The 22,515-nt window shown below is 72.5% G+C and carries 21 protein-coding genes; 16 read left to right on the forward strand and 5 right to left on the reverse strand.

Going from position 1 to position 22,515, the window contains the following annotated elements; all coding sequences use genetic code 11:
- The first annotated feature begins 13 nt into the window (after nucleotides 1-13).
- The 4 genes from J8M51_RS41130 to J8M51_RS41145 all read left to right on the forward strand — a co-directional run bounded on the left by J8M51_RS41130 (nucleotide 14) and on the right by J8M51_RS41145 (nucleotide 3,834).
- Nucleotides 14-1,165 carry a DegT/DnrJ/EryC1/StrS aminotransferase family protein gene (locus J8M51_RS41130; RefSeq protein ID WP_086757671.1) on the forward strand — a complete coding sequence of 384 codons (1,152 nt, stop codon included), beginning with the start codon at nucleotides 14-16 and terminating at the stop codon, nucleotides 1,163-1,165.
- Nucleotides 1,166-1,168: 3 nt separating this feature from the next.
- Complete coding sequence (locus tag J8M51_RS41135) at nucleotides 1,169-1,777, forward strand: dTDP-4-dehydrorhamnose 3,5-epimerase family protein (RefSeq protein WP_086757669.1); 609 nt, start codon at nucleotides 1,169-1,171, stop codon at nucleotides 1,775-1,777.
- Nucleotides 1,778-1,806: 29 nt separating this feature from the next.
- The gene (locus J8M51_RS41140; protein WP_086757667.1) at nucleotides 1,807-3,168 is read left to right on the forward strand and encodes a nucleotide disphospho-sugar-binding domain-containing protein; all 1,362 of its coding nucleotides are present in this window, start codon (nucleotides 1,807-1,809) and stop codon (nucleotides 3,166-3,168) included.
- A gap of 72 nt (nucleotides 3,169-3,240) precedes the next feature.
- Nucleotides 3,241-3,834 carry an NADPH-dependent FMN reductase gene (locus J8M51_RS41145; protein WP_086757665.1) on the forward strand — a complete coding sequence of 198 codons (594 nt, stop codon included), beginning with the start codon at nucleotides 3,241-3,243 and terminating at the stop codon, nucleotides 3,832-3,834.
- A 113-nt stretch (nucleotides 3,835-3,947) separates the two neighbouring features.
- Here J8M51_RS41145 and soxR read toward each other — a convergent pair whose 3' ends face one another.
- Nucleotides 3,948-4,400: a redox-sensitive transcriptional activator SoxR gene (gene soxR, locus J8M51_RS41150; RefSeq protein ID WP_086757663.1), complete on the reverse strand. Its 453-nt coding sequence runs from the start codon at nucleotides 4,398-4,400 to the stop codon at nucleotides 3,948-3,950.
- 150 nt (nucleotides 4,401-4,550) lie between these two features.
- Here soxR and J8M51_RS41155 point away from each other — a divergent pair, with 150 nt between their 5' ends.
- From J8M51_RS41155 to J8M51_RS41185, 7 genes are all read left to right on the forward strand, one after another.
- Nucleotides 4,551-5,621: a glucose-1-phosphate thymidylyltransferase gene (locus J8M51_RS41155; RefSeq protein WP_086757661.1), complete on the forward strand. Its 1,071-nt coding sequence runs from the start codon at nucleotides 4,551-4,553 to the stop codon at nucleotides 5,619-5,621.
- Nucleotides 5,618-6,613, forward strand: coding sequence for a dTDP-glucose 4,6-dehydratase (gene rfbB, locus J8M51_RS41160; protein ID WP_216588911.1), 996 nt, complete (start codon nucleotides 5,618-5,620; stop codon nucleotides 6,611-6,613). Before J8M51_RS41155 ends, rfbB begins: the two co-directional genes overlap by 4 nt.
- Nucleotides 6,610-7,914, forward strand: coding sequence for a lipopolysaccharide biosynthesis protein RfbH (gene rfbH / locus J8M51_RS41165; RefSeq protein WP_216588910.1), 1,305 nt, complete (start codon nucleotides 6,610-6,612; stop codon nucleotides 7,912-7,914). The genes rfbB and rfbH overlap by 4 nt, the downstream gene beginning before the upstream one ends.
- A complete protein-coding gene (locus tag J8M51_RS41170; protein ID WP_216588909.1) occupies nucleotides 7,911-9,308 on the forward strand; it encodes an NDP-hexose 2,3-dehydratase family protein in 1,398 nt (465 codons plus the stop codon). Before rfbH ends, J8M51_RS41170 begins: the two co-directional genes overlap by 4 nt.
- Nucleotides 9,305-10,267 carry a Gfo/Idh/MocA family protein gene (locus J8M51_RS41175; protein ID WP_267299965.1) on the forward strand — a complete coding sequence of 321 codons (963 nt, stop codon included), beginning with the start codon at nucleotides 9,305-9,307 and terminating at the stop codon, nucleotides 10,265-10,267. The genes J8M51_RS41170 and J8M51_RS41175 overlap by 4 nt, the downstream gene beginning before the upstream one ends.
- A 96-nt stretch (nucleotides 10,268-10,363) precedes the next feature.
- Nucleotides 10,364-10,495, forward strand: a complete 132-nt coding sequence (locus tag J8M51_RS41180) for a hypothetical protein (RefSeq protein ID WP_267299966.1) — start codon at nucleotides 10,364-10,366, stop codon at nucleotides 10,493-10,495.
- Nucleotides 10,496-10,596: 101 nt separating this feature from the next.
- The gene (locus J8M51_RS41185; protein WP_216588907.1) at nucleotides 10,597-11,544 is read left to right on the forward strand and encodes an alpha/beta hydrolase; all 948 of its coding nucleotides are present in this window, start codon (nucleotides 10,597-10,599) and stop codon (nucleotides 11,542-11,544) included.
- A 7-nt stretch (nucleotides 11,545-11,551) separates the two neighbouring features.
- Here J8M51_RS41185 and J8M51_RS41190 read toward each other — a convergent pair whose 3' ends face one another.
- A complete protein-coding gene (locus tag J8M51_RS41190; RefSeq protein WP_216588906.1) occupies nucleotides 11,552-12,106 on the reverse strand; it encodes an antibiotic biosynthesis monooxygenase in 555 nt (184 codons plus the stop codon).
- Between the two features lie 309 nt (nucleotides 12,107-12,415).
- On the opposite strand from J8M51_RS41190, the gene J8M51_RS41195 reads away from it, so the two are divergent.
- The 4 genes from J8M51_RS41195 to J8M51_RS41210 all read left to right on the forward strand — a co-directional run bounded on the left by J8M51_RS41195 (nucleotide 12,416) and on the right by J8M51_RS41210 (nucleotide 17,564).
- Nucleotides 12,416-13,906 carry an FAD-dependent monooxygenase gene (locus tag J8M51_RS41195; protein ID WP_267299967.1) on the forward strand — a complete coding sequence of 497 codons (1,491 nt, stop codon included), beginning with the start codon at nucleotides 12,416-12,418 and terminating at the stop codon, nucleotides 13,904-13,906.
- Between the two features lie 36 nt (nucleotides 13,907-13,942).
- Nucleotides 13,943-15,262, forward strand: a complete 1,320-nt coding sequence (locus tag J8M51_RS41200) for a nucleotide disphospho-sugar-binding domain-containing protein (protein WP_086762840.1) — start codon at nucleotides 13,943-13,945, stop codon at nucleotides 15,260-15,262.
- Nucleotides 15,259-16,848, forward strand: a complete 1,590-nt coding sequence (locus tag J8M51_RS41205) for an MFS transporter (RefSeq protein ID WP_216588903.1) — start codon at nucleotides 15,259-15,261, stop codon at nucleotides 16,846-16,848. Before J8M51_RS41200 ends, J8M51_RS41205 begins: the two co-directional genes overlap by 4 nt.
- A gap of 149 nt (nucleotides 16,849-16,997) precedes the next feature.
- On the forward strand, nucleotides 16,998-17,564 hold the full coding sequence (locus tag J8M51_RS41210; RefSeq protein WP_216588929.1) for an AMIN-like domain-containing (lipo)protein: 567 nt from the start codon (nucleotides 16,998-17,000) through the stop codon (nucleotides 17,562-17,564).
- A 16-nt stretch (nucleotides 17,565-17,580) separates the two neighbouring features.
- Here the strand turns inward: J8M51_RS41210 and J8M51_RS41215 are convergent, their stop codons facing one another.
- On the reverse strand, nucleotides 17,581-18,471 hold the full coding sequence (locus J8M51_RS41215; RefSeq protein WP_398857921.1) for an aminoglycoside phosphotransferase family protein: 891 nt from the start codon (nucleotides 18,469-18,471) through the stop codon (nucleotides 17,581-17,583).
- 116 nt (nucleotides 18,472-18,587) lie between these two features.
- On the opposite strand from J8M51_RS41215, the gene J8M51_RS41220 reads away from it, so the two are divergent.
- Entirely contained in the window at nucleotides 18,588-20,021 is a 1,434-nt protein-coding gene (locus tag J8M51_RS41220; protein ID WP_086760415.1) for an NAD(P)/FAD-dependent oxidoreductase, read from the forward strand.
- A 6-nt stretch (nucleotides 20,022-20,027) separates the two neighbouring features.
- Here the strand turns inward: J8M51_RS41220 and J8M51_RS41225 are convergent, their stop codons facing one another.
- Nucleotides 20,028-21,488 carry an MFS transporter gene (locus J8M51_RS41225; RefSeq protein WP_086760412.1) on the reverse strand — a complete coding sequence of 487 codons (1,461 nt, stop codon included), beginning with the start codon at nucleotides 21,486-21,488 and terminating at the stop codon, nucleotides 20,028-20,030.
- Nucleotides 21,485-22,456 carry a zinc-binding dehydrogenase gene (locus J8M51_RS41230; RefSeq protein WP_086760411.1) on the reverse strand — a complete coding sequence of 324 codons (972 nt, stop codon included), beginning with the start codon at nucleotides 22,454-22,456 and terminating at the stop codon, nucleotides 21,485-21,487. The genes J8M51_RS41225 and J8M51_RS41230 overlap by 4 nt, the downstream gene beginning before the upstream one ends.
- Nucleotides 22,457-22,515: the final 59 nt, after the last annotated feature.

Raw genomic sequence — 22,515 nt, forward strand, 5'->3', positions numbered from 1 at the left:
GTCCGGAGGATTCATGATCAACGTATTCCAGCCCAGCCTCGGCGACGAGGAACTGGCCGCGATATCCGAGGTGTTCGCCGACAACTGGCTGGGCCACGGACCGCGCACCCGGAAGTTCGAGGAGGAGTTCGCCGGGCACCTCGGTGTCGCCCCAGAGCAGACCCTGTTCATCAACTCGGCGACCGCCGGCCTCTTCCTCGCCACCGAACTCCTCGGACTGGGTGCGGCCGACGACGTGGTCCTGCCCTCGATGAGCTTCGTGGCCGCCGCCAACGCCGTCGCCGCCAGCGGCGCCCGCCCGGTCTTCTGCGACGTCGACGAACGCACCCTGAACCCCACGGCCGCCCACGTGCAAGCCGCCCTCACCCCGCGCACCAGGGCCGTGCTGATCCTGCACTACGGCGGCTACCCCGGCGACGTCGAGGCCATCGCCGCGCTCTGCCGCGAGCGCGGCATCACCCTGATCGAGGACGCCGCCTGCGCGGTCGCCTCCCGGGCCGGTGGACGGGCCTGCGGCACCTTCGGCGACATCGCCATGTGGAGCTTCGACTCGATGAAGGTCCTCGTCACCGGCGACGGCGGCATGCTGTACGTCAAGGACCCCGAACTCGCCCGCAGGGCCCGGCAGCTCGCCTACCACGGGCTGGAGCAGTCCAGTGGCTTCAACGCCGCCAAGGTGTCCCACCGCTGGTGGGAGCTGAACGTGCGGAACTACGGCCGCCGCGTCATCGGCAACGACGTCACCGCGGCCATCGGCTCCGTGCAACTGGGTCGCCTCGCCGGTTTCGTCGAGCGGCGCCGGCGCATCGCCGAGACCTACGACCGGCTCCTCGCCGGCGCCGACGGCATCGTGCCGCCGCCGCCGCTGCCCGAGGGCCACGAGTCCTCGTACTACTTCTACTGGGTGCAGTTGGACTCCGCGATCCGCGACCAGGTCGCCGCGGACCTCCTCGACCAGGGCGTGTACACCACCCTGCGCTATCCGCCGCTGCACAAGGTGCCCGCCTACCGCGCGGGAGGCGAGATCCTGCCCGGCACCGACGTCTGCTCGGAGAACACCCTCCTGCTGCCCCTGCACCAGGGCCTGGACGACGCACAGGCGCGCACCGTGGCGGCGGCCCTGCGGGCCTCGGTCGAGCGCCGCACCGCCGACGCCGGACGCTGAGCCGTGCGCATCACGGAAACGAGGGTGCCCGGGGCGTACCGGATCGCGCCCGACCGGTTCACCGACGCGCGCGGCACCTTCCACGAGGGCCTGCGCACCGACCTGCTGGAGCAGGCCACCGGCCGCCCGTTCGTCCCGCGGCAGATCAACTACTCCGTCTCGCGGCGCAACACCCTGCGCGGCATCCACAGTGTCACCGTCCCGCCCGCCCAGGCCAAGTTCGTCACCTGCGTCCGTGGCGCGCTGCGCGACATCATCGTCGACCTGCGCCTCGGATCCCCCACCTACGGCGTGTACGACACCAGCGTCCTGGACGCCGCGTCGGGTCTCTCCGTGCTCGTCCCCGAAGGCGTCGGGCACGGCTTTCTCACCCTCACCGACGACGCCTGCATCTGCTACGTACTGTCCAGCGCCCACGTACCGGGCACCCAGGTCGACATCGATCCCTTCGACCCCGACCTCGCCCTGCCCTGGGACGCGGACGAGCCGCCGCTGCTGTCCGAGAAGGACGCGGGCGCCCCCACGGCGGCCGAGGCCGCGGCGGCAGGGCTGCTCGCCACCTGGGACGAAGCCCTCGCCGCCGCGGCGGCCCCCGCGGCACCGCCGCCCTGACACCCGGCACAGCCGAAGGGAGAACCCCGATGCGCGTCCTGCTCGTGGCGTTTCCGTTGAGAGCCCACTTCTACGACCTGGTCCCGCTGGCCCGAGCGCTGCGGAGCGCGGGCCACGAGGTCGACGTCGTCAGCCAGTCCGGCATGACGGACGACGACGTGGCGGAGCTGATCAGGTCCGCCGGACTGCCCGCGACGGCGCTGGGGGACCCTGCGGACCTGGCCCCGCTCACCGCGGCCCGCCGGGCCGGACGGATGCCCGAACTGGCCCCCGACGCGCTGGCCGTGGACGAGACGGCCGCCGCCGGGGACACCACCGGCTGGCGGTGGAACCGGCACTGCATGGCCACCCAGTTCGGCATGACCTATCCGCTCGACGGCCTGCCCGCCGGCCACCGGCCCTACGTCGACCATCTCGTCGACCACGCCCGTGCGTTCCGCCCCGACCTGGTCGTCTGGGACACCCTCTGCTTCCCGGCCGCGATCGCCGCGCGCGAAGTGGGGGCCGCGCACGCCCGGTTCCTGTGGGGCCGGGACCATGTCGGCTGGGTCAGGGAACGCTCCCGGCAGGAGCAGCGGCAGGCGGCGCGACGGGGTGCCCCGCCCGAGGCCGACCCGCTGACCGCGTGGCTGGAGCCGCTCCTGGAGCGCTACGGGCACACCTTCGAGGAGGAGTTCCTCCTGGGCCAGTGGAGCATCGATCTCACGCCGTCGCCGATGGCGCTGCCCGTGGACCACCCGCGGGTGCCCGTACGCCGCCTCCCGTACAACGGCGCGGGGGCGCTCCCCGCCTGGCTGCGCGAGGCACCGGAGCGGCCCCGAGTGTGCCTGTCCCTCGGGACGACGGCCCGGCTGCGGCCGCACCGCGGGGCCGCGGACGGCGGGGTCGCACTGGCCGACCTGCTCGCCGGACTCGGCGGTCTGGACGCCGAGATCGTCGCCACCCTCTCCCCGGACCAGCTCGCCGCCGCGGGCGGTCTGCCGGACAACGTCCGCCCCGTCGACTACGTCCCGCTCGATCTGCTGCTGCCGACCTGCTCGGCGATCGTCCACCACGGCGGCGCGGGTACCTTCGCCGCCGCGGCGGCGCACCGGGTGCCGCAGCTGGTCGTCCCCGTCCCCCGGTGGGACGAGCCGGCCCTGGCCCGTTATGTGGCCGGCCGCGGTGCCGGACTCGCCCTCGGCGCCGAGGACCTGACACCCGCGACGCTGCGGCAGGCGCTCACCCGGCTCCTCGGCGACGACGCCTTCCGGGCGGGCGCGGCGGCCCTGCACGAGGAGCTGCGGTCCGTCCCCGGCCCCCGCGACACCGTTCCGGTCCTGGAGGCGCTGACCGAACGGCACCGGACCGGATCCCGACGTCCGCACGGAGGAGGCAGAACCGCCGCTTGACTTGAACCTGGGTTCAACTACGAAGCTTTTCATGTCGCCGAGAGAGCACATCACCTTTTCGAGGAGAGAGAAATGCCGGAGAAGCCGCTCCGTCTTGTTGTCGTCGTCGGAAGCGTCCGCGAGGGACGCTTCGGCCTGCCCGTGTCCCGGTGGTTCGCCGAGGAGGCCCGGCAGTTCGGCCGGTTCGAGGTCGACGTCCTGGACCTCGCCGAGCACGCCCTGCCGATGGCGATGCCCGACTTCGGCGGTCAGCCGGACGCCGCGACGACCGCCGTCCGGGACGAGATCGCCGGCCGCCTGGCCGCGGCCGACGCCTTCGTCCTCGTCACCCCCGAGTACAACCACAGCTACCCCGCCGCGCTGAAGAACGTCCTGGACTGGTTCCGGGCCGAATGGGTCGCCAAGGCCTTCGGCCTCGTCTCCTACGGCGGACAGGGCGGCGGCATCCGGGCCGCCGAGCACCTGCGGCAGATCGTCGCCGAACTGCACTCGGTCACCGTGCGGGACGCGATGAGCCTCCACAACGCCTGGGACCTCTTCGACGAGCAGGGCGAAGCCACCGACGAGGGCGCCTGCGCCGCGGCCGCCAAGAGCATGCTGACCCAACTCGACTGGTGGGCCACGGTGCTGCGCGAGGGCCGCGAGAGCCGCCCGTACCCGGGCTAGTCCGGGAGGCCTCGCCGCTGTCCCCCGATGAACGAGGGGCGTCCGCGGGGGTCTTCGCCAGTGGCGAAGGCCTCACGGACGCCCCTCTGCCGTGGGTGCCGCGGCGGCGGCCCTCAGGACGTGAGCCGCACGGGCCCCGCCCCCTGCCGGCCGCACACGTCCTGAGGGTTGGTCAGCGCGCACCGCTTCAGCGACAGGCAGCCGCAGCCGATGCAGTTGCTGAGTTCGTCCCGCAGCTCCTCCAGCCGTCTGATGCGGGTGTCGAGGTCCTTCCGCCAGCAGTGGGACACCCTGGCCCAGTCCTCCTCGGTGGGCGTCCGGTTGCCCGGCAGCAGCTCGAGGATCTCCCGAATGGTCTCCAGCGCGATCCCCACCCGCTGCGAGGCCCGGATGAATGCGACGCGCCTGAGCGTGTCCCGGCTGTAACGGCGCTGATTTCCCGTGGTCCTCCGGCTGATGATCAGCCCGTGCCGTTCGTAATAGCGCAGCGCCGAGGTGGCGACCCCGCTGCGCTCGGCCAATTCGCCGACAGTGAGTTCTTGCGCTTTCCACGAAACGGTGGCCATGGACTCACGGTAACCGAATGAACAGCACCCGTGCCGCCCCGTGACCGCCCGACGAGGCGGCCGCGGGGTTCTTCGGTGCGGGGCGCGGAGCACGTGCCGGTGATCCGGCCGCGTACGCGCATTTCCCGACACGGTGAGGAGAACTCGTCCATGAAGGCACTGGTGTTGTCCGGGGGGTCCGGCACGCGATTGCGGCCGTTCAGCTACTCCATGCCCAAACAGCTCATCCCGATCGCCAACAAACCCGTTCTCGAGCATGTGCTGGAGGACATCAGGGGCCTGGGCGTCACCGACATCGGCGTCGTCGTCAACAGCGGCTGGGCCCCGCAGATCGCGGAGGTCATCGGCGACGGCAGCCGGCTCGGTGTGCGGGTCACCTACATCCACCAGGACGAGCCGCTGGGCCTGGCCCACTGCGTCGCGCTCGCCGAACCCTTCCTCGGCGTCGACGACTTCGTGATGTACCTGGGCGACAACATGCTGCCCGAGGGCACCGCCTCCATCGCCGAGGAGTTCCGCACCGCCCGGCCGGCGGCGCAGGTCGTCGTGCGCAAGGTGGCGGACCCGAGGGCCTTCGGCGTGGCCGAACTGGACGCCGAGGGCCGGGTCGTACGCCTGGTGGAGAAGCCGCGGGAACCGAGGAGCGACCTCGCCCTGATCGGCGTGTACTTCTTCACCGCGGACATCCACCGGGCCGTCACGTCCATCGCCCCCAGCGCCCGCGGGGAACTGGAGATCACCGACGCGATCCAGTGGCTCCTGGAGGACGGGGCGGAGATCAGGGCCAGCGAGTACCACGGCTACTGGAAGGACACCGGCCGCGCCGACGACGTACTGGAGTGCAACCGTCACCTGCTCGGAAGTCTGCGTCCGGCCGTTCTCGGCGAGGCCGACGACGCCAGCGAGCTCATCGGCCGGGTGCGCATCGAGGCCGGCGCGCGCGTGATGCGTTCCCGTATCGAGGGACCCGTCGTCGTCGGCGCCGGCAGTGTCATCGAGGACTCCCACATCGGCCCGGACACCGCCATCGGTGAGGGCTGCACCCTGCGTGAGACCCGTATTCGTGACTCCATCGTCCTCGACGGTGCCGCGATCTCCCGCGTCCCCGGCATCCGGGGGTCGATCATCGGCCGGAGCGCGACCGTCGACGCCGGCGACGACGTCGGCACCTACCACCGCCTGGTCGTCGGCGACCACACCCGGATCGAGGTGGCGGCGTGAAGGTCCTGGTCACCGGTGGCGCCGGTTTCATCGGTTCGCACTACACACGCATGATCCTGGACGGCGGCCACCCCGGCTGGGAGGACGCCCAGGTCACCGTCCTGGACCTGCTCAGCTACGCGGGCAATCGGGCCAACCTTCCCGAGGCCCACCCCCGGCTCACCTTCGTCCGGGGCGACATCTGCGACGCCGGCCTGCTGCGCGAGCTCCTGCCGGGACACGACGCCGTCGTCCACTTCGCCGCCGAGTCGCACGTCGACCGCTCGCTGCACTCGGCGGCCGACTTCGTCCGCACCAACGTCGGCGGCACCCAGTCGGTGCTCGACGCCTGCCTCGCCACCGGCGTCGAGCGCGTCGTCCACGTCTCCACCGACGAGGTGTACGGCTCGATCGCCGAGGGCGCCTGGACCGAGGAGTGGCCGCTGCTGCCCAACTCGCCCTACGCGGCGTCCAAGGCGGCCTCCGACCTGATCGCCCGGTCCTACTGGCGCACCCACGGCCTGGACGTCTCCCTCACCCGCTGCTCCAACAACTACGGCCCCTACCAGCACCCCGAGAAGCTGATCCCGTTGTTCGTCACCAACCTCCTGGAAGGCGAACAGGTCCCGCTCTACGGGGACGGGCGCAACGTCCGCGAATGGCTGCACGTCGACGACCACTGCAGGGCCATCCAGCTCGTCCTCACCCGCGGCCGGGCCGGCGAGATCTACAACGTCGGCGGCGGCAACGAGCAGACCAACCTGCAGATCACCGAACGCCTCCTCGGCCTGCTGGACGCCGACCCGTCGATGGTGCGCCGGGTGGCGGACCGCAAGGGCCACGACCTGCGCTACGCCCTCGACGAGACCAAGATCCGCGAGGAGCTCGGCTACGCCCCGGCCGTCTCCTTCGAGGCCGGCCTGGCCGACACCGTCACCTGGTACCAGGACAACCCCGACTGGTGGAAGGCGGTCAAGCACCGCCCCGCCGACACCGAAGGAGCCCGAGCATGAGCCAGTACAAGTCAGAGGTTCTGGACGCCGCCCGCAAGTACCACCAGGACCTCCAGCCGACCGGCGGCTTCGTGCCCGGCACCACCGAGATATGGCCCTCCGGCGCCGTCCTCGACGAGGACGACCGGGCCGCGCTCGTCGAGGCGGCCCTCGACATGAGGATCGCGGCCGGACCGGCTTCCAAGAAGTTCGAGTCGGCCTTCGCGCGGCTCCTGGGCCGCCGCAAGGCACACCTCACCAACTCCGGTTCCTCCGCCAACCTGCTCGCCCTCACCTCGCTGACCTCCCACACCCTCGGGGAGCGCCGGCTGCGCCGCGGCGACGAGGTGATCACCGTCGCGGCCGGCTTCCCGACCACGGTCAATCCGATCGTTCAGAACGGCCTGGTGCCGGTCTTCGTCGACGTGGAGCTCGGTACCTACAACACGACCGCCGAGCGGGTGGCGCGGGCGATCGGTCCGAAGACACGGGCCATCATGATCGCGCACGCGCTCGGCAACCCCTTCGAGGTGGCCGAGATCGCCCAGCTCGCCGAGGAACACGACCTGTTCCTCGTCGAGGACAACTGCGACGCGGTCGGTTCCACCTACCAGGGCCGGCTCACGGGCACGTTCGGCGACCTGACCACCGTCAGCTTCTACCCCGCGCACCACCTCACCATGGGTGAGGGCGGCATCGTCGTCACCAGCGACCTGAAGCTGGCGCGGGTCGTGGAGTCCCTGCGCGACTGGGGCCGCGACTGCTGGTGCGAGCCGGGGAAGAACAACACGTGCTTCAAGCGGTTCGAGTACCAGATGGGCACCCTGCCCCAGGGCTACGACCACAAGTACATCTTCTCCCACGTCGGGTACAACCTGAAGGCCACCGACCTGCAGGCGGCGCTGGGCCTGACGCAGCTCACCAAGCTGGACGGCTTCATCGAGGCCCGCCGCCGCAACTGGCGCCGCCTGCGCGAGGGGCTGGACGGCGTGCCGCACCTGCTGCTGCCCGAGCCGACCCCGGGCAGCGACCCCAGCTGGTTCGGCTTCGTCGTCACGGTCGACCCCGAGGCGCCCTTCCACCGCTCCGAACTCGTCGACTTCCTGGAGAACAGGAAGATCGGCACCCGCCGGCTGTTCGCGGGCAACCTCACCCGGCACCCGGCCTACATCGACCAGCCGCACCGCGTCGTCGGCGACCTCACCAACAGCGACATCGTCACCGAGCACACCTTCTGGGTCGGCGTCTACCCGGGCCTGACCGACGAGATGCTCGACTATGTGATCGCCTCGGTCAAGGAGTTCGTCGAGGCCCGCTCATGACCGTGACCCTTCGGCACCCGGCCGCCCTGACCGCCCGCGAGGACACCGGCACCGCCCGGCGCATCGCCCGGTCGGCGACCGCCGTCACCGGTGCCCATCTGCGCACCGAGGATGTCGCCGACTGGCTGGACGGCCGCCGCCGCGCCCACCGGTTCCGTGTCGACCGCATCCCCTTCGCCGACCTGGACGGCTGGGCCTTCGACGAGGTCACGGGCAACCTCGGGCACCGCAGCGGACGGTTCTTCACCGTCGAGGGGCTGCATGTGCGCACGGACGAGGAACCCCACCCCGAGTGGCACCAGCCCATCATCAAGCAGCCGGAGGTCGGCATCCTCGGACTCCTCGTCAAGGAGTTCGACGGAGTCCTCCACTTCCTCATGCAGGCCAAGATGGAACCCGGCAACCCCAACCTGCTGCAGCTCTCCCCCACGGTGCAGGCCACCCGGAGCAACTACACCAAGGTGCACCGGGGCGCGGACGTGAAGTACATCGACCACTTCGTCCGCTCCGGCCGCGGCAGTGTCGTCGCCGACGTCCTCCAGTCGGAGCACGGTTCCTGGTTCTTCCGCAAGAGCAACCGCAACATGATCGTCGAGACCGTCGAGGACGTGCCCCTCGACGACGACTTCTGCTGGCTGACCCTCGGCCAGATCGGCGAACTCCTCCACCGGGACAACGTCGTCAACATGGACTCGCGCACCGTCCTCGCCTGCGCGCCGTTCCCGCACGACGAGGCGGGTGCCCTGCACAGCGACACCGACCTGCTGTCCTGGTTCACCGCCGAGCGCTCCCGCCACGACGTGCGCGCCGAGCGCGTCCCGCTCCGCGAGGTGCGCGGGTGGCACCGCGGCGAGTCGTCGATCGACCACGAGGACGGCCGTCACTTCCGCGTCGTCGCCCTCGGCGTGCAGGCCGGCAACCGGGAGGTGTCCCGCTGGACCCAGCCCATGTTCGAGCCCCACGGACTCGGCGTCACGGCCTTTCTGACCCGGGACATCGGCGGTGTCCGGCACGTCCTCGCCCACGCCCGTGTCGAGGGCGGCTTCCTCGACACGGTCGAGCTCGGACCCACCGTGCAGTACACCCCGGGCAACTTCGCCCACCTGCCCGGCGACCGCCGCCCGCCCTTCCTCGACCTGGTGCTCACCGTCCCCGCCGAGCGCGTCCGCTACGAAGCCGTGCACTCCGAGGAAGGCGGCCGGTTCCTCGACGCCCAGAGCCGCTACCTCCTCGTGGACGCGGACGGCGACCCCCGTGTGCCGCTCGACCCGCCGCAGGGGTACCGCTGGGTCACACCGGGGCAGCTCACCTCTCTCGTCCGGCACGGCCACTATGTCAACGTGCAGGCCCGCACCCTCCTCGCCTGCCTCAACTCGACGGTGGGCCGCACGTGAGCGATGCCCTGCGCATCGGCGTCCTGGGCTGCGCCGCCATCGCCCGGCGCCGCGTACTCCCGGCGATCGCCGCGGCCGGGGGCGCCGCGCTCACCGCGGTCGCCGGCCGTGACGCGGCCCGGGCCCGCGAGACGGCCGCCCCGTACGGCGCCCGCCCCGTCCGCGGCTACCAGGAGCTCCTGGACCGGGACGACGTCGACGCCGTGTACGTGCCGCTGCCCGCGGCGCTGCACGAGAAGTGGACCGAGGCGGCGCTGAGAGCCGGCAAGCACGTCCTCGCCGAGAAGCCGCTGACCACCGACCCGGCCGCCACCGGACGGCTGCTCGCCCTGGCCCGGAGTTCCGGCCTGTTCCTGATGGAGAACGTCATGTTCGTCCACCACGGACAGCACGAGGCCGTACGTCGGCTTCTCGCCGACGGCGCCATCGGCGAACTCCGCGGTCTCAGCGCCGCCTTCGCCGTGCCCCGGCTCGCCGACGACGACATCCGCTACCGCGCCGACCTCGGCGGTGGCGCTCTGTGGGACACCGGCGTCTACCCGGTGCGCGCCGCGATGCACCTGCTCGGCGACGCGCTGACCGTCCGGGGCGCCGTCCTCACCGACGGTCCCGGCCGTGAGGTGGACACCGCCGGCACGGCCCTCCTCAGCACTCCCGAGGGCGTCGCCGTCCAGCTGTCCTTCGGCCTCGACCACGCCTACCGCTCCCGCTACGAGCTCTGGGGCAGCGAAGGCAGCCTGACCGTCGACCGGGTGTTCACCCCGCCCGCCGACCACCGGCCCGAGGTGCGGCTCCGCCGGGGCGCCGAGGCGCGGACGCTGCGTCTGCCCGCCCAGGACCAGGTTCTCGCGACGGTCGAGGCGTTCGTCCGGGGCGTCCGCGCGGGTGCCGCGCCCGACGGCACGCTCCTGCGGCAGGCGGAGCTGCTCCTCGCGATCCGCCGGGCCGCGGGACGTTGACTTCACCCGGGCGCAGGTCGTCCGTCGCCGCGTCGACCGCCACCCTGACCCGCGGGCGGCCCAGCCGCCGCGAGATCCCTGACTGGAAGGACACCGATGGAAGCCGAGAGCATGGAGCGCGCACGGACAGCCGACGAGCCGCCGGTCCCCGGGTACGGCCCGCCCGTCCTTCTCGCGGGCGAGGAGGACGACGTCCCCGACCGGTGCATCTACCGCGGCACCGACTGAACGCGCTCCCGCGCCCGCCCGGCCGGCCCGCCCCGCGCCCGCCCCCGCGCGGCGGGGCCGGCCCCGGCGGGTCCACCGCACGGCCCAGAGAGGAAACCGACATGGCCGAGCCACCGGAGATCCGGAGCATCACCCTCGACGCCGCAGGTGTCCCGCTGTCCGCCCTGCTCGCCGAACCCGCCGGCCCGCCCCGCGCCCTGGTGGTGGCCATCCACGGCGCCGGCATGAGCGCCGGCTACTTCGACAGCCGCTCCAGCCCCGGCCTCTCCCTGCTCGCACTGGGCGCCCGCCTCGGCTACGCCGTGCTCGCCGTGGACCGGCCCGGATACGGGGCCTCCGCCCCGTACCTCCCCGAGGGACAGACCCTCGACCAGCAGGCGGCGACCCTCCACGCCGCGCTCGGCGACTTCGCGGTGACCTCTTGCACCGGTGCCGAGGTCTTCCTGGTGGCCCACTCCAACGGGGGCAAGCTCGCTCTGGTCACCGCTGCCGGGTGGCCCGCCGCGCACCCCCCGGGCGAGGCGGCCTGCCGCCTCGTGGGCCTGGACATCTCCGGACTCGGCAGCACCTTGGCCGTGGACGCGCACCGGCTGCCGGGGCCGGAGGGGCACGGGGACTGGCGCCGGCACTGGGGCTCCTTGCGGTTCTACCCGCCGGACGCGTTCCGCCTCAGCCGCGCACTGGTGTCGCCGGTGCCCGGACTGGAGGCGAGCGAGGGCCCCTTGTGGCCCCTGCTGTATCCGGGCATCGCCGCCCGGGTCACCGTCCCCGTCCGCTTCACCTTCGCCGAGCAGGAACAGTGGTGGCGATGCGACGCGGAGGCCCTGGCGGCGCTCACGGCACCCCTGGCCGCCGCCCGGGTGACGGTGGACCACCAGCCGGACGCCGGGCACAACATCAGCCTCGGCTGGGCGGCCCGTACCTACCACCTCAGGGCCCTGGGCTTCCTGGAGGAGTGCCTCCTGGCCCGTGACGCGGCACCGGCCCGCGGACCGTCGGCCGGCCGCCCGGTGCCGGCCGCGCGAGGCCGGGCCGCGCACGTGGCGTGACCGGCCGTCAGGAGAGCGGGTCGCGCAGCCGGTTGTGCAGCACATACGCCTTGCCGCCGAGACCGCGCACCCCGCCGAGCCCCTGCAGCGCGGCGAACGCCCGGTCGGCCAGTTCGCTCTCCAGGAAGGCCCGGTGGGCGTCCAACGAGGTCCACTCGGCGTAGTTGAGGACGTGCACCCCGTCGTTGCTCAGATGGAAGTGCATCGCCTTCAGCCCCGGGAACGGCTCGCCCAGCGGCCCGTCGAGCAGGGCGTCCACCGCCCGCCGCTGGCGCTCCGGACCGTCCACGTCGAAGACCGGGGTGACGACACAGACGGCGTCGCCCGCTCCGCCCGAGGTGTTGCTCCGGTAGCGGTGGAAGACCTGCGGACGCAGCCGGCCGGCGTCCGCCTCCGTCTCCAGACCGGGGACCGGCAGCGGCGGACGAGCCCTGAGAAACGCGTCGGCCGACGCGTCGTCCGCCCACTGCGACACGGTCATCACATGCTCGCCGTCGACACTTTCGAAACAGCTCAGTGAGCGGAATCCGGCGGGCGGATCGAGGGCCGACCACTGAGCCATGACGCTTTCCACGGCTATTTTCTGACGGTCCCGGTCCCCGACGAACCGGCGGCTCACAAGCACGCATTCCGCGTCCGGCCTGTCCATACGAGGCAACGGGACGCTGCTGGTCATCACGGTGAATCTCCCGTAGTCGTCGACTGCTGAGCGTTCGGCAATTCTAATGTCGGGGCCGAACAGCCCATTCCGGCAAGGCTTTTCAGAGATATGACGTGATTTGACAAAGCTCTGTACCTGAAGCCATTGAGCCCGGCAGCCGCTCTCCTCGATCCTGGACGCGTCAGTGCTTTCGGCACGCGAGGGAGGAAAATGGATACGTCCGTCATTGTCGTCGGTGCCGGCCCCGCGGGCCTGATGCTGGCCGGGGAGCTCCGCCTGGCGGGCGCCGACGTCGTCCTCGTGGACCGTCTCGACGGCCTGACCGGCGAATCGCGCGGCATGGGTTTCACCGCCCGCACGATGGAGATGTTCCGCCAGCGCGGTCTGCTCCACCACTTCGGTGACGTGATCACCCCCATCGCCGGCCATTTCGGCAGCCTTCCCCTGGACTTCACTCCCGAGAACGGCGCACACGCCGGCGTCTCGGGCATCCCGCAGCGATTCACCGAGCAGGTCCTCCACGACTGGGTCACGAGCCTCGGCGTCACCGTGGCGTACGGCCGCGAGCTGACGGCCCTCACCGACGACGGCGACGCCGTCGAGGCGGAGATCACCGGCCCGCACGGCACCGAACGCGTCCGCGCCGCCTACCTGGTGGGATGCGACGGCGGGCGTTCCACCGTGCGCCGACTCGGCGGATTCGGCTTCCCCGGCCACGACGCCACCGTGGAACTGCTCCTCGCGGACATCAGCGGACCGGCCGTCGCCCCCCGTTTCACCGGCGAGCGGTCAACCGCCGGCATCGTGCTCGCCGCCCCCCTCGGCCCCGACGTCACCCGCATCGTCATCCGCCTCCACGGCACCCGCCCCCGGCAGCGCACCGGCCCCGTGGAATTCGCCGAAGTCGCCACCGCCTGGGAGAAGCTGACCGGCGAGGACATCGGCGACGCCACCCCGCACTGGGTCAGCTCCTTCACCGACGCCGCCCGCCTCGTCGACACCTACCGCCGCGGACGCGTCCTCCTGGCGGGCGACGCCGCCCACATCCACCTCCCCGCCGGCGGACAGGGCATGAACGTCTCCCTCCAGGACAGCTTCAACCTGGGCTGGAAGCTGGGCTCCGTCGTCACGGGCCGTGCGCCCGCGTCCCTGCTCGACACCTACCACGAGGAACGCCACCCGGTCGGCCGGACCCTCATCACCAACACCCTCGCCCAGGGCACACTCTTCTTCGGCGGCTCCGAGACCCAGCCGCTGCGCGACGTGGTCGGCCGCCTCATCGGCTTCGACGAGCCCAACCGCTTCCTCATCGGACAGGCCAGCGGCCTCGACATCCGCTACGACGTCGGCACCGGCACCCACCCGGCCCTCGGCCTGTGCGTCCCCGCCCTCGACGTCGTCACCGCACAGGCCCCCACCTCCGCCACCCCGGTCCACGAACTGCTCGGACCCGCCCGCGGCGTCCTCCTCGACCTCGCCGACGACCCCGGACCGCGCGCCCTCGCCGCACCCTGGGACGACCGCGTCGACGTGGTCACCGGCACCCTCCAGAACCTGCCCCCCGCCCACCCGTTCGCCGGGACCGACGCGGTGCTGCTGCGACCCGACGGCCATGTCGTGTGGACCTCCCCCGGCACCGACGACGGGCTGGAGACCGCGCTGAACCGTTGGTTCGGCACCCCCCATCGCCGACGCGGCTGAACCGCGCCGCACCGCTCCCGACCGACGGAGAGACCCTTGCGTGTTGTCTTCACGATGCTGCCGGTGACGGCGCATCTCTTCCCGTTGACGCCACTCGCCTGGGCCCTGCAGAGCCAGGGCCACGAGGTGCGGGTGGTCACCCACGCGCACCCGGAGACCGTCGACGCCATCACCGCCGCGGGCCTGACGGCCGTACCGCTGCGCGAAGAGATCGACATCGGTGCCGCCGTCGCCGCGACGGCCGACGACGAGCGGCTGGAGCGCATCGCCCGCACCCTCGGCGTCGACCCCGGGGACACCAATCGCTGGCAGATGGTCCGGCACTACCTGCCGGCCCTGTACGCGATGTACACCGCGGCCGGGGAACGCGCCCCGGACGCCGACGGACCACCGTCGGCCGTGGACGAACTCACCGGGTTCCTGCGGAACTGGCGGCCGGACCTGGTGCTCTGGGACCCGCTGTTCACACCGTCCCCCGTCGCCGCCCGTGCCGCCGGAGTCCCCCACGCCCGGTTCCTGTGGGGACTGGACCAGTTCGGCTGGGTCCGCGGACAGTACGTCGAGGCGCTCCGGCGCACCAGCCCGCCCGGCCGCGACCTCATGGCGGAGATGATCCGACCCCTCCTCGAACGCTACGGCGACACCTTCGACGAGGAGGTCCTCCTCGGCCAGTGGAGCGTGGACCCCACACCCCCGGGCATGCAGCTCCCGGTCCAGGGCGTCACCGTGCCCGTGCGCTGGGTCCCCTACACCGGTGCCGCGCCCCTGCCCGACTGGCTCCGCGAACGCCCCGCCCGGCCCCGCGTCGCCGTGACCCTCGGCACCAGCGCCCGCGCCCTGTTCGCCGGCAACGAGGAGTTCACCGCACGACTGCTCGCCCTCGCGGACGGCCTCGACATGGAGTTCGTCGCCACCCTCACCGCCGAGCAGCTCGCCGGAGTGGGAGACCTGCCCGACAACGTCCGCGCCGTCGACTACGTCCCCCTCACTCAGCTCCTGCCGACCTGCGCGGCGGTCATCCACCACGGCGGCGGCGGCACGATCTCCGCCGCCGTCGCCGCAGGACTGCCCCAGCTGATACTTCCGCTCGAAGGCTCCGAGTACGTCGACATGGCGCGGTACGTCGAGGACCGCAAGGCGGGGCTCGTCGTCGAGGCCGGCCAGGCCACCGTCGAGGCCATGCGGGCCCGGCTGCACCGCGTGCTCACCGAACCGGCCTTCCGCGGCGGAGCCGCCGCGCTCCGGGCCGACATCGCGGCGCAACCGGCCCCCGCCGACATCGTCCCGCAGCTGGAGGCCCTGATCGCCGCACACCGTGGCACCTCCGCCCCGCACGACCCGAAGGATGCCTCATGAGCACCGCACCCGCCCCCCGCGCCGGGCGGCGCGAGTGGATCGGCCTCGTTGCCCTCGCACTCCCCACCGTGCTGCTGTCCATGGACCTCACGGTGCTGCATCTCGCCGTACCCATGATCAGCGCGGACCTCGACCCCAGCGCCGCCCAGCTGCTGTGGATCACCGACATCTACGGCTTCACCCTGGCCGGGTTCCTGATCTGCATGGGCACCCTCGGCGACCGCGTGGGCCGCCGCAGGCTGCTGCTGATCGGAGGCGTCGCCTTCGGCGCGGCCTCGGTGCTCGCGGCCCTGTCCACCAGCGCCACGATGCTCATCGTCACCCGCGCCCTGCTCGGCATCGCCGCCTCCACCCTGATGCCGTCCACCCTGTCGCTGATCCGCAACATGTTCCTCGACGCCAGACAGCGGTCGGTCGCCATCGGCGTGTGGATGACCAGTTTCATGGTCGGCGCCCTCGCTGGCCCGCTGGTCGGCGGTGCGCTGCTCGGCTCCTTCTGGTGGGGCTCGGTCTTCCTGCTCGCCGTCCCCGTGATGGTGCTGCTGCTGATCGTCGGCCCCCTGGTCCTGCCCGAGTACCGCAACGAGGACGCCGGCCGGCTCGACCTGCCCAGCGCCCTGCTGTCGCTGCTCGCCGTGCTCAGCGTCGTCTACGGAGCGAAGAAGACCGCCACGGACGGCCTCGGGCCGGTGCCGCTCGCCTTCCTGCTGGCCGGACTTGCCCTCGGCACGGTCTTCGTCCGCCGGCAGCGCGCCCTGAGCACGCCCTTCCTGGACCTGAACCTCTTCAGGAGCCGGTCCTTCAACACGGCACTGACCGCGATGACGCTCAGCACGCTCATGATGATGGGCATCAACCTGCTGGTCGCCCAGTACCTCCAACTGGTCGCCGATCTCCCGCCGTTCAAGGCGGGACTGTGGATGATGCCGATGACCGTGATGGCGATGATCGCCGTCATGATCTCCACGACCCTGGTCCGGACCGTGCGCCCCGCCGTCATCATCGCCGCCGGCCTGGCCGTCTCCGCCGTCGGCTTCTTCATGCTCACCCGGCTCGACAGCTCCTCGGGCGTCGGCATGATCGTGACCGCCTCGGTCGTCTTCGCCGCGGGCCTCAGCCCGGCCGGCGTGCTGAGCACCGACATCCTGGTCGGCTCCGCGCCGCCGGAACGGGCCGGCGAGGCGTCCGCGATCCAGGAGACCAGCACCGAGTTCGGCGGGGCCCTGGGCCTCGCCCTCCTCGGCAGCGTCTTCAACGCCGCCTACCAGACCGAGATCGGCGACAGGGCACCGTCCGCCGCACCCGACGCCGCGGTCGGCGACACCCTCGGCGGCACCCTGGCGGCGGTCGAGCAGTACGGCGAGACCGCCTGGACCGGCCCGCTGGTCGACGCCGCCCGGCAGTCCTTCACCGACGCCTTCCACGTCACCGCGCTCGTCTGTGTGGCGATCGCCCTGGTGACCGCTGCCCTGGTGGCCGTGTTCCTGCGCCAGGCACCCGCGACCGGCGACGTGCCCTCCGGCGACGGGGAGGAGTCCGGCACCCCCACTGCCCGCGAGGCCGCGGTCGGCCCCGGGGCCGGCTGACACAGGGCACAGGGCACAGGGCACCGGGCATCGTGAAGCGGAGTGCGGGATTCCCGGGTTTGCCCCTTTCTGTCGTACAACCTTCCGGCGTACCGAGTCGTCTCTACCGGCATCAGGGACGTCGAGTGACGGACACACAGGGGGACATGATGCGGCGATTCGGAGCGGCTGCGGCGGTGCTCGTGCTGGCGGGGGCCACGGTGGGGATGGCGGCGGGTACCGCGGGGGCCGCGGGGGAGGCCTCCAAGGCGGCTGCCGCCTGTGCGACCGGGTGGGGGAGTGGGGCCAAGGGAGGTGCCGCTCAGGGAGCCGAGCATCTGGTGGACATCCGGGCCGGGCGGCACGAGTGCTATGACCGGATGGTGTTCGACGTGCCCGGCGGGGGCGGCGCGGTCGGGTACTACGTGCAGTACGTGGACCGCTTCCAGGCGGACCCCTCGGGTGAGTACATCCCGGTGGCCGGCGGGGCGATCCTCGACATCCGGATCGGCGCGTGGAGCTATGACCTGGAGGCCGGGGAGCCGACGTACCCCGGTGAGTACGGGGAGGCCCTGCCCGGGGTGAACCTCGGTGGGTACAGCACCTTCCGGGACGCCAAGTTCGGCGGCACCTTCGAGGGGCAGAGCCAGGTCGGTCTGGGGGTCCGGGCCCGGCTGCCGTTCCGGGTGATCCAGCTGCCGGACCGTGTCGTGGTGGATGTGGCCCACACCTGGTGAGCCCGGCCGGGACCGGTCAGCGCAGACGCCGGCCGAGTTCCAGGTCGTCCGGGTCGAGGGAGCGGTCCTCCTCGATCTCCCAGAGGGCGTTCTGCAGGAGGCGGGCGAGGGTCCAGGCCCTCGCCCGTTCGCGGTCCAGGTCCAGGACCTCCGTCATCGCGTCGAAGCGCCAGGGGACGTCGGCCGGGTCGAAGCGGTTGTTGAGGGCGGGCCAGAGGTCGAAGCCGGGGTCGCCGGCCAGCGGTTTGGGGTCGATGGCCAGCCAGGGGGCGCGGTCGGCGGCCAGGACGTTGTCGAAGTGCAGGTCCCAGTGGAGGAGCCGGTCGCCGGGCTCGGTGACGACTTCGCGGAGCGCCGCCGCGCAGTCCGCGATCAGACGGCGGTCGGCCGGGTCGGCGATGTCGGCCAGGACCGCCGGGGTGCGGTCCAGCATGTCCGCCGCGATGTCCGACAGGCGGCGTACGGTCGGCGGGGCCGGGGTGGCGGTCAGGTGGGCCAGGAGGCGGGCGATGACCTCGATGGCCTGGTGGGTGTCGGGCTCGTGGGACAGCATGCGGGCCGGGTCGAGGCGTTCGAGCAGCATCGTGCCCGTGCCGGGGTCGTGGTCCAGGAGTCGTACGGCCCCGTCGCCGTCCCAGACGCGCAGCGCGACCGGCTCGCCCTCGCTCTCGTCGTCCAGGATCTGGAGCTTGAGGACGGCCGGGGTGCCGTCGCTGATGCCGACCACCGGCACCACCAGGGCGCACATGCCGTGCATGGGGCTGCCGTCGAGGCGCAGGTCCCAGCGGTCCAGGAAGTCGGCGGTCAGGCGGGGGAGGTCCGCGATGAATCGCCGCCCCGCCTCCCCGTTGATCTCCTCCTGAGTCTCGGCCAGTTCCTCCGGAACATCGATCGGAATATTGATCACGCCGTCGACCCTACGCGCGCCCCCGCCCGTATTCCTTTGGATTTCCGGCCCCGAGACGCCCGTACGCCACGGAATCCGTAGGAGACAGGGCTGTCGGGAAGGGTTAGCGTCCGGGCATGAGCAGTTCGCGGAGCAGCACCCCGGGCGCGACCGCCGGTACGGCCGGCACCGTCAACGGCGGGGTCTCCTTCTGGTACGCGCAGGCCGGGCTTCCCGTTCCGAGGGAGCCGCTGGCCGGGGACGCGGCGGTCGACGTGGTGATCGTGGGGGGCGGGTACACCGGGTTGTGGACCGCCTACTACCTGAAGAAGGCCGACCCCTCCCTCCGGATCACCGTGCTGGAGCAGAAGTTCTGCGGGTACGGGGCCTCGGGGCGCAACGGCGGCTGGCTCTACAACGGGATCGCCGGGCGGGACCGGTACGCGCGGCTGCACGGGCGGGAGGCCGCCGTGCGCTTGCAGCGGGCCATGAACGAGACCGTCGACGAGGTCGTGCGGGTGGCGGGGGAGGAGGGCGTCGACGCCGACATCCATCGGGGCGGGGTGCTCGAAGTCGCCCGCACACCGGCGCAGTTGGGGCGGCTGAAGGCCTTTCACGAGCATGAGGCCGCCTTCGGGGAGGACGACCGTGAGCTGTACGGCGCCCGGGAGACCGCCGGGCGGATCAGGGTCGCGGACGCCGTGGGGTCGACGTGGACGCCGCACGGGGCGCGGCTGAACCCGGTGAAGCTGGTGACCGGGCTGGCGGCCCTGGTCGAGGGACTCGGGGTGACCGTTCACGAGCTGACGCCGGTCACCGAGATCCGGCCGGGGCACGCGGTCACGCCGTACGGGACCGTCCGGGCGCCCTATGTGCTGCGCTGCACGGAGGGGTTCACGGCCGCCCTCAGGGGGCAGCGGCGGACCTGGCTGCCGATGAACTCCTCGATGATCGCCACCGAGCCGCTGACCGCCGAGCAGTGGGCGGAGATCGGCTGGGAGGGGCGCGAGACGCTCGGCGACATGGCGCACGCCTATATGTACGCCCAGCGCACCGCCGACGACCGGATCGCGCTCGGCGGGCGCGGGGTGCCGTACCGCTTCGGGTCGCGGACGGACAACGACGGGCGGACGCAGCCGGCGACGATCGAGGCGCTGTACGAGATCCTCGTGCGGTTCTTCCCCTCGCTGGCGGGGGTGAGCGTCGCGCACGCCTGGTCCGGGGTGCTCGGGGTGCCCCGCGACTGGTGCGCCACGGTCACCCTCGACCGGGCCACGGGGCTCGGCTGGGCCGGTGGTTACGTCGGCTCCGGTGTGGCCACCACCAACCTCGCCGCCCGCACGCTCCGCGACCTGGTCCGGCGGGACTCGGGGCAGGGCGGGGCCACGGAGCTGACCTCGCTGCCGTGGGTGAACCACCGGGTGCGCAAGTGGGAGCCGGAGCCGTTCCGTTGGGTGGGCGTGCAGGGGATGTACGCGACGTACCGCACCGCCGACCGGCGCGAGGCCGCCTCGTCCAGCGGGGAGTCGTCGAGGCTGGCGCGGCTGGCGGACCGGGTGGCGGGGCGGTAGGCGCGCTCAGGCGGCGGTGCGTTGCGGCGCCCTCGCCGTGATCATCGTCGCGGCGGTCACGGACGCGAGGGCGAGGATGGCGGCGGCCCACCAGAGGGCGGTGGTGTAGCCGTGGACGACGCTCTCGCGGGCCGGGTGGGTCGCGAGGTAGGCCGTGGCGCTGGTGGTGGCGATGGTGTTGAGCAGGGCCGTGCCGAGGGAACCGCCCACCTGCTGGGCGGTGTTGAGGGCGGCGGAGGTGATGCCCGCGTCCTCGGGGGCGACCCCGGCGGTGGCGGTGGAGAAGACCGGCATGAAGGTCATGCCCATGCCGAGGCCCATCAGGATCAGTGCCGGGAGGACGGCGGTGGTGTACGCCGAGTCGACCGTGAGCCGGGTCAGGATCAGCATGCCGGTCGCGGCGAGCAGCGTGCCGGGGACCATGAGGCGCCGGGGCGGTACCCGCTGCATCAGCCGGGCCGAGATCTGGGTCGAGCCGGTGATGATCGCGGCGGTCAGGGGGAGGAAGGCCAGGCCCGTGCGCACGGGGGAGTAGGCGAGGACGACCTGGAAGTAGTAGGTCATGAACAGGAACATCCCGAACATGCCCACGGTCGCCAGGGAGATCGTCAGGAAGCAGCCCGCGCGGTCGCGGTCCTTGACGATGTGGAGGGGGAGCAGGGGGTGCGGGGCTCTGCGCTGCCAGAGGACGAAGCCGGTGAGCAGCGCGGTGCCCGCCGCGAGGAGGACCAGGACCCGGGTGTCCGTCCAGCCGCGCGGCTCGGCCTCGGCGAAGCCGTACACGAGGGCGGTCAGGCCGGCGGAGCCGAGGAGGGCGCCGGGGATGTCCAGGCGGGCGCCCGTGCGGGCCGGGTGGTCGGGGAGGAGGACGGCCGCGCCGACGAGGGCGGCGACGGCGATGGGGACGTTGACGTACAGGCACCAGCGCCAGTCCAGGTACTCGGTGAGCAGCCCGCCCGAGATCAGGCCGATCGCCGAACCGCTGCCCGCGATCGCCCCGTAGACGCCGAACGCCTTTCCGCGTTCCGCCGGGTCCGCGAAGGTGGTGGTGAGGAGGCTGAGCGCGGAGGGGGCGAGGACGGCGGCGAAGACGCCCTGGAGGGCGCGGGCCGCGAACAGCGTGCCGGACGAGGAGGCCGCGCCGCCCAGCGCGGAGGCCACGGCGAAGCCGGCCAGGCCGATGACGAAGGCGCGCCTGCGGCCGAGCAGGTCCGAGATCCGGCCGCCGAGGAGCAGCAGGCCGCCGAAGGCGAGGGTGTACGAGGTGATGACCCACTGCCGGTCGCCGTCGGACATCGCCAGGTCGCGCTGCGCGGACGGCAGGGCGATGTTCACGATCGTCGCGTCCAGGATCACCATCAGCTGGGCGAGCGCGATGACGACGAGCGCCCACCAGCGGCGGGGGTCGGGCGGTGTCCCGGTCTCCGTCGTCCGGGCGGTTCCGGGGCGCGTGGAGGGGGCGGTCACGGCTCCAGCACCACCTTGCCGGTGGTGCCCCGGTTCTCCAGGGCGCGGTGGGCGTCGGCGGCCCCGGCGAGCGGGAAGCGGTGGACGGCCGGGATGAGCCGGCCCGCGCCGGCCTCGGCGAGGGCGCGGAGCTCCAGGGTGCGGATGGGGTCGGGGCCGCCCGCCCGGCGGCGCATCTCCTCGCCGAGGACGGTCTCCGAGACACCCTCGACGAGATAGGGGCCGCCGTCCTTGATCCCCTCCGCCGACCAGCCGAAGACGATGTGCCTGCCGCCGGGGGCGAGGAGGGCGACGGACTCCCGGGCCACCTCCCCGCCGACGCCGTCGAAGACGACCGTGACCTTCCCCCGGTACGCCGCGACCTTCTCCGGCCAGGCCGGGTCGGTGTAGTCGACGGCGAGGTCGGCGCCGTTCGCCGCGACCCGGGCCGTCTTCGCGGGCCCGCCGGCGAGGCCGACGACGGTGGCGCCCGCGTTCCTGGCGTACTGCGTGAGGAGGGTGCCGAGGCCGCCGGCCGCCGCCGGGACCACGACCACGTCGCCCGGGCCGAGTTCGGCGAAGAGCAGGATCCCCATCGCCGTACGGCCCGTGCCGATCATCGCGACCGCTTCGGCGAAGTCGAGGTTCTCCGGGATCTCGTGCAGCCGTTCGACCTCGGTGACGGCAAGTTCGGCGTAGCCGCCGGGTACGAAGCCGAGGTGGGCGGTGACCCGCCTGCCCAGCCAGCGGTCCGGGACGCCCTCCCCGAGCGCCTCGACGACTCCGGCGACCTCGCGGCCGGGGATCGTGGGCAGCTCGGGCGTGGGCCCCGGGCCCGGGAGACCTTCGCGCAGGGCCGCGTCCAGCAGGTGTACGCCCGCGGCGGCGACGGCGATCCGCACCTGCCCGGGGCCGGGCGCGGGGTCCGCGACCTTCTCGTACGTCAGGTTCTCGGCCGGACCGAAGGTGTGCAGACGGATGGCGTGCATGGGAGCCCCCTGGGCGGACGGCGTGCGGTCGCCGGGTTTCTCCCGGCGTGCCCCAGCCT

Source organism: Streptomyces griseiscabiei (assembly GCF_020010925.1).
In the GTDB taxonomy this organism is placed as follows: domain Bacteria; phylum Actinomycetota; class Actinomycetes; order Streptomycetales; family Streptomycetaceae; genus Streptomyces; species Streptomyces griseiscabiei.

What these genes read in the sequence shown, in the direction of transcription:
- J8M51_RS41210 (WP_216588929.1), top strand. Translation starts at nt 16,998, where the DNA reads ATGCGGCGATTCGGAGCGGCTGCGGCGGTGCTCGTGCTGGCGGGGGCC.
- J8M51_RS41140 (WP_086757667.1), top strand. Translation starts at nt 1,807, where the DNA reads ATGCGCGTCCTGCTCGTGGCGTTTCCGTTGAGAGCCCACTTCTACGAC.
- J8M51_RS41190 (WP_216588906.1), bottom strand. Translation starts at nt 12,106, where the DNA reads ATGGCTCAGTGGTCGGCCCTCGATCCGCCCGCCGGATTCCGCTCACTG.
- J8M51_RS41145 (WP_086757665.1), top strand. Translation starts at nt 3,241, where the DNA reads ATGCCGGAGAAGCCGCTCCGTCTTGTTGTCGTCGTCGGAAGCGTCCGC.
- J8M51_RS41230 (WP_086760411.1), bottom strand. Translation starts at nt 22,456, where the DNA reads ATGCACGCCATCCGTCTGCACACCTTCGGTCCGGCCGAGAACCTGACG.
- soxR (WP_086757663.1), bottom strand. Translation starts at nt 4,400, where the DNA reads ATGGCCACCGTTTCGTGGAAAGCGCAAGAACTCACTGTCGGCGAATTG.
- J8M51_RS41155 (WP_086757661.1), top strand. Translation starts at nt 4,551, where the DNA reads ATGAAGGCACTGGTGTTGTCCGGGGGGTCCGGCACGCGATTGCGGCCG.
- J8M51_RS41180 (WP_267299966.1), top strand. Translation starts at nt 10,364, where the DNA reads ATGGAAGCCGAGAGCATGGAGCGCGCACGGACAGCCGACGAGCCGCCG.
- J8M51_RS41170 (WP_216588909.1), top strand. Translation starts at nt 7,911, where the DNA reads ATGACCGTGACCCTTCGGCACCCGGCCGCCCTGACCGCCCGCGAGGAC.
- J8M51_RS41185 (WP_216588907.1), top strand. Translation starts at nt 10,597, where the DNA reads ATGGCCGAGCCACCGGAGATCCGGAGCATCACCCTCGACGCCGCAGGT.
- J8M51_RS41130 (WP_086757671.1), top strand. Translation starts at nt 14, where the DNA reads ATGATCAACGTATTCCAGCCCAGCCTCGGCGACGAGGAACTGGCCGCG.
- J8M51_RS41205 (WP_216588903.1), top strand. Translation starts at nt 15,259, where the DNA reads ATGAGCACCGCACCCGCCCCCCGCGCCGGGCGGCGCGAGTGGATCGGC.
- J8M51_RS41220 (WP_086760415.1), top strand. Translation starts at nt 18,588, where the DNA reads ATGAGCAGTTCGCGGAGCAGCACCCCGGGCGCGACCGCCGGTACGGCC.
- rfbH (WP_216588910.1), top strand. Translation starts at nt 6,610, where the DNA reads ATGAGCCAGTACAAGTCAGAGGTTCTGGACGCCGCCCGCAAGTACCAC.
- J8M51_RS41195 (WP_267299967.1), top strand. Translation starts at nt 12,416, where the DNA reads ATGGATACGTCCGTCATTGTCGTCGGTGCCGGCCCCGCGGGCCTGATG.